Source organism: Cedecea sp. Ae19-4 (genome assembly GCF_059801165.1).
Genome location: NZ_JBCHWG010000012.1, coordinates 1 through 4,543, shown reverse-complemented (window position 1 = coordinate 4,543; position 4,543 = coordinate 1). Strand labels below are relative to the sequence as shown.

Annotated in this window: 4 protein-coding genes and 2 pseudogenes; 4 read left to right on the top strand and 2 right to left on the bottom strand. The window is 45.7% G+C overall.

Annotation, left to right across the window (positions count from 1 at the left end; translation table 11 throughout):
• Positions 1–92: 92 nt before the first annotated feature.
• A pseudogene (locus AAIE02_RS23515) lies at positions 93–344 on the top strand (DUF4113 domain-containing protein); the annotation flags it as partial.
• An 81-nt stretch (positions 345–425) separates the two neighbouring features.
• Here the strand turns inward: AAIE02_RS23515 and AAIE02_RS23510 are convergent.
• Both AAIE02_RS23510 and AAIE02_RS23505 read right to left on the bottom strand, forming a co-directional pair.
• Positions 426–1,400, bottom strand: coding sequence for a ParB family protein (locus AAIE02_RS23510; RefSeq protein ID WP_498533412.1), 975 nt, complete (start codon positions 1,398–1,400; stop codon positions 426–428).
• On the bottom strand, positions 1,400–2,605 hold the full coding sequence (locus AAIE02_RS23505; protein ID WP_350437428.1) for an AAA family ATPase: 1,206 nt from the start codon (positions 2,603–2,605) through the stop codon (positions 1,400–1,402). Before AAIE02_RS23505 ends, AAIE02_RS23510 begins: the two co-directional genes overlap by 1 nt.
• A gap of 235 nt (positions 2,606–2,840) precedes the next feature.
• Between AAIE02_RS23505 and AAIE02_RS23500 the strand changes: the two are divergent.
• The 3 genes and pseudogenes from AAIE02_RS23500 to AAIE02_RS23490 all read left to right on the top strand — a co-directional run.
• A pseudogene (locus AAIE02_RS23500) lies at positions 2,841–3,077 on the top strand (helix-turn-helix domain-containing protein); the annotation flags it as partial.
• Between the two features lie 241 nt (positions 3,078–3,318).
• Positions 3,319–4,212 (top strand): type IV toxin-antitoxin system AbiEi family antitoxin domain-containing protein, encoded by an 894-nt coding sequence (locus AAIE02_RS23495; protein ID WP_498533411.1) that lies wholly within the window; start codon positions 3,319–3,321, stop codon positions 4,210–4,212.
• A gap of 14 nt (positions 4,213–4,226) precedes the next feature.
• Positions 4,227–4,543: nucleotidyl transferase AbiEii/AbiGii toxin family protein (locus AAIE02_RS23490; RefSeq protein ID WP_498533410.1), on the top strand; the 317-nt coding region annotated here is incomplete at its 3' end.

The following is a 4,543-nucleotide window of genomic DNA, read 5'->3' as shown; positions in this document are numbered from 1 at the left end:
GGCGAGATGCGTCTGGTGGGCAGAGTCTTTGAAAGATAATACCTTTCAATAACACTAAAGGCTAACTCATCAATAACTTTGCAACAGTGCCTGCAAAAGCGGGTTGCATGCTCAATGATTTCACTCCTACCGGGGTTTCGCAGCTGAATCTGTTCGATGATACTCAGCTCCGAAGCAACAGCAATCAACTGATGACAGTCGTGGACGGTATTAACCATTCGGGCAAGGGGAAAATATGGTTCGCCGGTCGGGGGATTGCCCCCGACCGGCAGATGAAAAGGGAACTACTTTCGCCAGCTTATACGACACGCTGGGCAGATATTCCTGCCGCGAAATTGACTTGAAATCGTGGCGATTTCACCTTGAAATTATCAACATAAATAATTTAATTTCAATAAGTTAGGTGTGAAATCGCCATGGCGAAATTATTGACTCAAATTTCTATCAAGGACCTCATTGATAGCTTTGTCCAGTTCATCCTGAACCACTTTTGACATACGGCTAAACTCATAAGTCAGCGTACGCCCTTTCACACGCTTGCGCGCGAACTTATCCTTTTCTTCAAAGGTCCAGAGTGCGGAAATTACTGACTTTTCCTTAGGAGGCGGAGCTATCAATGCCTGAGAGGCCTGAGAAATCAATTTCAGTATACTGGCTTTCTGTTCGTCTTCTGGTCGCTCGTAGTCACTCAAAATTGCATCATGCTGACCTGAGACAGACTGAATGAGCCCTTCAGACGTTAAGCCCTTTTCACTGAGTTTTTCATTAACCTCTAACAGAATTTTATAGTCACTAAACGACAGCTCAGACTGAACCGGGAACAGAGAAATCAATTCTTGCGGTACTGCTGCAGCCTGAAGTGCCCTGGTGACCTTAGCCTGGGATAACCCCTCCAGTTCAGCAATTTCCTTTTGATTGAATCCAGACTCTTTCAGAGCCATCAATCTTAAGCCGATCTCCCGTAGGTTATGCTCTTTAGCTGTCTGGATATCTTTAGCCAGCTGGCGAGCTTCATCAGCTGATAAAAGTTCACCGGTAACCATTACATCAAGGCCAGTACGGATATAAATCGCTGAGGCTCGCCGTCTTGAACCATCCAGTATCTCAATCCTTTCACCTTGCTGAATACCAATACAGGGGAAGAATTGCTGAAACTTAATCGTCTGGATAATAGATTTCAGAGACTCCCTAGTCAGAGCAAGTTGATCTCTTCCGTTGGTTTCCTGGTTTACGAATGTCTTACTTTCAACGTCCGATGCAGGTACTCGAAAAAAACTGAACGTTATCTTCCTACCGGTTTTTAGGGTAAATACCTGACTTCTTTGGGTGTCAGTCATCTCGACCATTGACGCCTGGGTATTTAACTGTCTGCCAATGGTTTTTCTTTTCTCATTCGACATCACATACCTCCGTTAGTACGAATGAACTCAATGCGATCAAATACGGCCTTCGCAAAGTCTTCCGCTGCTGATTTTGCGCTTTTAAGCGCCTCGGTGCTTCCATCATAGGTTGCTGGATTTGCAGAAATAACTGTGTCAAAAGTCTCCCCGCAGCGCTCGAAGCCATCCAGCCTCGGCAGAACCATGTCGAGCATATCGGCACCGAATACCTCTTTGGCCTGACTATGGCAAATTTTATGATCAGACTTGTTCAGGATTTTAGACATAAAACCGACATTTCCGATGAGATTGCAGGTGTGTCCATCCTGTTCGATCGAATCAATAAGCGCAGGAAGGCTGGCTACAAACTTCAGGGAAGAATGAAAATCAACCGTTGCCGGTGGAAGAGGGGTCAACATCAAGTCTGCCGCTCCGATGCAGTTTTTCAGGAACGCATCGAGGTGAGGACCACTATCAAGGAAGATAAAGTCGTAGTCATACCGGAGCTTGTCGATAATGTTCTCTTTAAGCACTGCATGAATATTTTGCCCAGGCAGATGTTCCTCACACAATCCCTTCCAGCCTTCAGCAAGGAATGCATCGTCAATGGAAGCAGGAATAACATCAACGCCCGGGATAATTGACGGCACGATGAAATCGGACAGTAATTCTTCACGAGACACATTCTGGAGCATGGCCTGAGCAGCCGTATTTTCAACTAGGCCCACTGAATTCTCATGGCTCAGGAACATTGTCAGAGATGCCTGCGGATCGAAATCGATGGCCAGAATACGCAGATCTTCGAACAGAAGCTGAGGATGAGCCCGAAAGGCATGGGATAATGAAGCGGTAGAAACTGTCTTGGAACCGCCACCTTTAAGGTTACATACAAAAATAGCGAAGGCTTTATCGAAGCGATCTCTGTACTTGGGTACTTTACGATGGAAATACAGATCGATGACGTTCTGAATCGTCATCGCGTACTTCATCGTATTGCCGGAAGGTTTCTTTTTAAAAATGTAGCCACTGGCTTCCATTTCGGCCACAGCATACTCAACACTCCCTTTACTGAGCTTAGGCAGCTTATATAGGGCGGCTTTGCTGTATTCCTGATAGAACTCGGTAAGCTTCAATTCCTCTTTTTGCTGGCGGATACTTTCGCTCAAGGATGTCAGAAGTTTACCTGCACGTGTGGCGACTTTCCGTAACTGCTCAATATTTTCCATTTATCACCTCATGACGTTTTTTGTCATTTTGAACAAAAAGAATCACGTTGCAAGAAATAACTCATAATATTTTGATTTTACTCTCACAGGAGGCACCGAAGATTAAATGGAGAAGAGGGTACTACGTCCACAATCATTTTGTTGACCCACAGCGCAAACCGTGAGTCTGTTCAGAGCTTGCATCTGAGCAGGAGAAGGTTTGGACAAGCTCGACGAGCGCGCCAGCCTGTCACATTTGGGTATAAGCAAGGCAAAAGCAGAGGGTAAATATCGGGGCAGGGTGGCCGATGCACAGAAACATGAATTGATACGCACTCTGCATCTGGCCCACGGAAAATCACTGCGCGAAACAGCCCGCCTGGCGGGTGTATCTAAAATGACAGTAATAAGAGTCTGTAATAGTACTGAAGATGATGGGACTAACGCCTTCAATCCGGCTATCTGTGATAAACAGAAGCGGGGAGACCTTTAATTAGCTCATAAGCGACAAAAGGCGTTATTTCGAACTAACCATTGCCGCAATTTTACAACCAGCCTGTTTCCTCAATTATTTTCGTTAAAAAAAAACACAAACTATAGCCAACATAATGTCAACAAGAATTTCATTTCTTTTTTATTTCATATGGTTAACATTTTTATGCATGAATATATTATTGACATTCTATTAAAGTCACTGCCTAAGTCCTTAGGACTTAGGCAGTGACTGGTGTTACATGAATAAAACAATTTCTCTTGATGAAGCTCTGAGGCTGACACTATTAGATCACCATCCTAAACCTGTCATTGCTCTCCATGAGTTCAACGAATATCTCTACAGGTTGTATCGTGACAAAATGTTTGGGGGTAGCAGGATAGGAAAGATACAGTCTGCTGAGCCAGATGCACGTGTCCTTGCCGATACCCTCTCCGGGATTATCCAACAAGGGATCCTGTCTCCGGTTATTCCGGGCTATGTATGGCAACTCAGCAACCGGGATTCAGCAACCGCACAGCAAATTGTCTGTGACCTTACCCCATGGTCGCATCTTGCTTATCTGTCAGCAATGGAATGGCACGGGATCACCGATCGTATTCCACATGTGCTTCACATTGTCCAGGCTCCTTTATCTACGGCCAGAAGGCAGCAGCTTGCACAGCTAAAAGAAATGTTTCCGGGATTGCAGAATGAGCAACCTTTGCTGGTTCGCGGATTCACCCCGTACGAAAAAATAGATGGGAAAGAGCTGCAGCAACATACGCACCGGAACTATAAGCCACGTACCGAACTTCATGCATCTGGTGGGATCAGGGTGTCAACCCTTGGTGAAACTTTCCTCGACATGCTTCGTGAACCGGATCTCTGCGGAGGATATATGCATGTCCAGGATGTTTTTCAGGAATATGCAGCGGAGCATCTGCCAGTGATTGTTAAAGCCGTAGACAAAACAGGGACGGGTATTGATAAAGCCCGTACCGGTTATTTACTTGAAGAGGTTTGTGGCCTGACCCACCGGACGATTGACAGCTGGAAAGCAGGTGTCCAGCGAGGCGGGAGCAGAAAGTTAGTCGCTTCAACCCCTTACAAAAATGTCTATTCCGAAGTATGGTGTATTTCAATTAACAACTGATTCAGACATCTGCCATGGAACATTCAATTGAAGACTGGATAGCCGCAGCTCCGGTAGACCGTGTAACCTTTCGTCAGGCAATCCACATTGTTTTGCAGGCTGTTGCGTCAAGTAACTATCTGCAGCCACGGATGATAATGAAAGGTGGCATGCTGATGGGCCTGCGGTACCAGAGTTCCCGGTTTACTGAAGACATCGACTTTTCCACAAGCCTCCGTTATGCCGATATTGATGAGGCCAGATTCCGTGAAGAACTGGCGGAATCACTGCAAATTGCCTCTGATGAGTTACCCTACCAGGTGCTGTGTGCTGTACAGAGCATTACGATACA